The organism is Streptomyces sp. 13-12-16 (assembly GCF_002114215.1).
Lineage (GTDB): Bacteria > Actinomycetota > Actinomycetes > Streptomycetales > Streptomycetaceae > Streptomyces.
In genome coordinates this window covers 1-3,104 of record NZ_NCTE01000377.1, presented here as the reverse complement: position 1 = coordinate 3,104, position 3,104 = coordinate 1, and the positions used below count along the sequence as shown (strand labels likewise).

The 3,104-nt window shown below is 73.1% G+C and carries 2 protein-coding genes and 1 pseudogene; all 3 read right to left on the bottom strand.

Annotated features, from left to right (window positions below; translation table 11 throughout):
- A pseudogene (locus B7767_RS15750) lies at positions 1-213 on the bottom strand (hypothetical protein); the annotation flags it as partial.
- 75 nt (positions 214-288) lie between these two features.
- Positions 289-1,821: a S8 family serine peptidase gene (locus tag B7767_RS15745; RefSeq protein ID WP_085572739.1), complete on the bottom strand. Its 1,533-nt coding sequence runs from the start codon at positions 1,819-1,821 to the stop codon at positions 289-291.
- A gap of 64 nt (positions 1,822-1,885) precedes the next feature.
- On the bottom strand, positions 1,886-3,104 hold a 1,219-nt coding region (locus B7767_RS15740; protein WP_107486118.1), incomplete at its 5' end, for a S8 family serine peptidase.

Here is a 3,104-nt window from a genome sequence, read left to right as displayed (position 1 = left end):
GTCGTCCACCCGCACCGCCGGCACCTCGCCGCCGCCCGCCCGCCGCGCCCCCAGCTCGGCGGCGGCCAGCGCGCACGCGCCCACACAGGAGCGCGCCAGTTCCCGTACCGGCAGCCGGGCATCCAGCACACCGGGCCGTTCGACGGCCGACACGCGGGGGAGGAGGGCGGGGTCGCCGCCCAGGGCGGACCACACGGACGCGAGATCGGTCATGACCGCACTATGCCGCGAAGGGGGCCGGGCGCGATCGCCCGGCCCCCTCTCGTGCGGCTCCCGCAGGACCGGCGGCTACCGCGTCACCGCGTCCAGCGCGTCGGCCGTGCCCCAGCCGTAGAAGCCGTTGCGGTTCTTCGGGCCCTCGCACACGGCGTCGACCTTGCCGTCGCCGTCGATGTCGTACGGGTCCGTGCACGCGGTGGCGTCGGCCTCCGCGTACAGCAGGGCCTTGACCAGCGCCGGCGAGGCGTGCGGGTGCGTCGACCTGATCAGCGCGGCGACGCCCGCGACGTGCGGGGACGCCATCGACGTACCCGCCATGTAGCCCCACGACCCGCCGGGCAGCGTGCCCAGGATCAGACCGCTGGTGGCGGGCGGCTCCGGCTTCTGGTACGCCGTCGAGTCGCCGCCCGGCGCGGCGATGTCGACGACGCCCCGGCCGTAGTTGGAGAACGACGACTTCAGCCCCTTCGCGCCGGTCGCCGCGACCGTCACCACGCCCGGGAGCTGGGTCGGGATGTCGTAGCACTCGGACGGGTCGATCACCCGCTCCGACGGGGTGGAGTCGTTGGGGGAGACCGGGTCGGTGATCTCGTCGGCCGCGAGGTCGTAGTTCTCGTTGCCGGCCGCGGCCACGTTCACCGCGCCCTTGCGCTCCGCGTACCGCGACGCGCGGGTGACGGCCTCGACGAGGGCCTTCTGGTCCGGGTCGTCCGTGCAGTTGAAGTACCAGGGGTCGGTGTAATAGCTGTTGTTGGTGACGTCGACCCCGTGCTCGGCCGCCCACACGAAGCCGCACACCACGGCCTCGGTGTAGAAGAAGCCGTCCGGGTTGGACACCTTGATGCCCGACACCTTCACGCCCGGCGCGACTCCGGTCATGCCGACGCCGTTCTTCGCGGCGGCGATCTCACCGGCGACATGCGTGCCGTGCGGGCTCTCCTCCGCGCTCGGCCGCCAGGCGCCGTCGCTGGTGTCCGGCTTGCCCGACACGCAGTTGACCGACGCGGCCCGGTCGAAGTTGGGCGCGATGTCCGGGTGGGTGTCGTCCACACCGGTGTCGATGACGGCGACGGTCACCTCGGAACTGCCCAGGGACTTCTCGTGCGCCTTGTCCGCCTTGATGGCGGGCAGGTCCCACTGCAGGCCCTGGAGCGGGTCCTGGCCCTCGGCCGCCGCCGACTCGGCGCGGGCGATCTCGGAGGCGCTGAGCGCCTTCGGGGTGACCGTGTCCGCGGTGGCCGCCGACGGCAGCGGCGCGGTGCGGGTGGCGCCGGCCGACTGCACCCCGCGCACCTTGCGGATGGTCTTCGCGAAGTCGGCGTCCGAGGAGTGGACGACGATGACGCCGATCTTGTCGTACGACGTCACGACGGTCCCGCCGGCCCTGCCGATCGCCTTCTTCACGTGCGCCGACGTGCCGTGCCCGCCCCGGACGTTGACCACGTAGCTGAGCGGGGTCGCGTCGGCGGGGGCCGCGGCCGGCGCCGTGTCGGCCGGGGCGGCCGTGGCCGCGGTGTTCGGGAGGAAGGCGAGTGCCGTCGCCATGGCCATCCCGGCCGGGATGGCGAGCGCGCGGCGGTGACGCGGGTGGGACGCGGTCATGAAGTCTCCAGTTCGTTCGCGGGTGCGGTCGGACGGGCGGGAGGGGAGTGCGGTGCGGCGCGGGTCACTTGACGGCGCGCAGCGCGTCGACGATGCCGAAGCCGTAGAAGCCGTTGACCCGGCGGCCGCCCTCGCAGGTCGCGTCCTGCGCGCCGTCGCCGTCCTGGTCGTAGGACTCGGGGCAGCCCGGGTTGTTCGCCTGGGTCTTCAGCAGCGCCTGCAACTGGGCGGGGGAGGCCCACGGGTGCTTGGACTTCAGCAGCGCGGCGACACCGGCGGCGTGCGGGGAGGCCATCGAGGTGCCCTGCAGCCAGGCGTACTCGCCGTTCGGCATGGTGGACAGGATGCGGCCGTCCTTCGACGGCGTGTCCGGGAGCTGGTAGCGGCGGTCGCCGCCCGGCGCGGCCACGTCGACGACGCCCTTGCCGTACGTGGAGTAGTACGACTTGAGGTTCTGCACGCCCGTCGCGCTGACGGTGACGATGCCCGGGAGCTGGGTCGGCACGTCGAAGCACTCGCTCGGGTCGATGGTGCGCGTCACCGGCGTGGTGTCGTTGGGGCTGGAGTCGTCGACGATCGCGTCGGAGGCCAGGTCGTGGTTGGAGTTGCCGGCCGAGGCGAGGTGCAGCGTGCCCTTGCGTTGCGCGTACAGCTGGGCCCGGTTGACCGCGTCGACGATCGCCTTCTGGTCCGGGTCGTCCATGCAGTTGTAGAGCCACGGGTCGACGTAGTAGCTGTTGTTCGTGATCTCCACGCCGTGGTCGGCGGCGAACACGAACGCGCAGACGACGTTCTCCGGGTAGAAGAGGCCGTTGTCCGGGTCGCTGACCTTGATGCCGGCCACCTTCACGCCGGGCGCCACACCGGCGACGCCGACGCCGTTGCGGGCCGCGGCGATCTCACCGGCCACATGGGTGCCGTGGTAGTCGTCGGCCGTGTACGGCCGCCAGGCGCCCTCGGCGGTGTCCGCCTTGCCGCCGACGCAGTTGGCCGACTGGGAGGCGGAGAAGTTCGGGGCGAGGTCCGGATGGGTGTCGTCGACGCCGGTGTCGATCACGGCGACGGTCACCCTGCGGCTGCCGTCGTCGATCTTCGCGGCCTTGTCGGCGCCGATCGCCCGCAGGTCCCACTGGTCGGCCTCGAGCGGCTCGCTGCCCGGGGTCCGCGCGGAGGCGGCCTCCGTCCGCGCGGCCTCGGCGGCCGTCACGAAGTCGGCGGCGCCCTCGTCCGTCGTCCCGGCGCGGGTCAGCGGCGCGGTGCGAGTGGCGCCGGCCGACTGCACG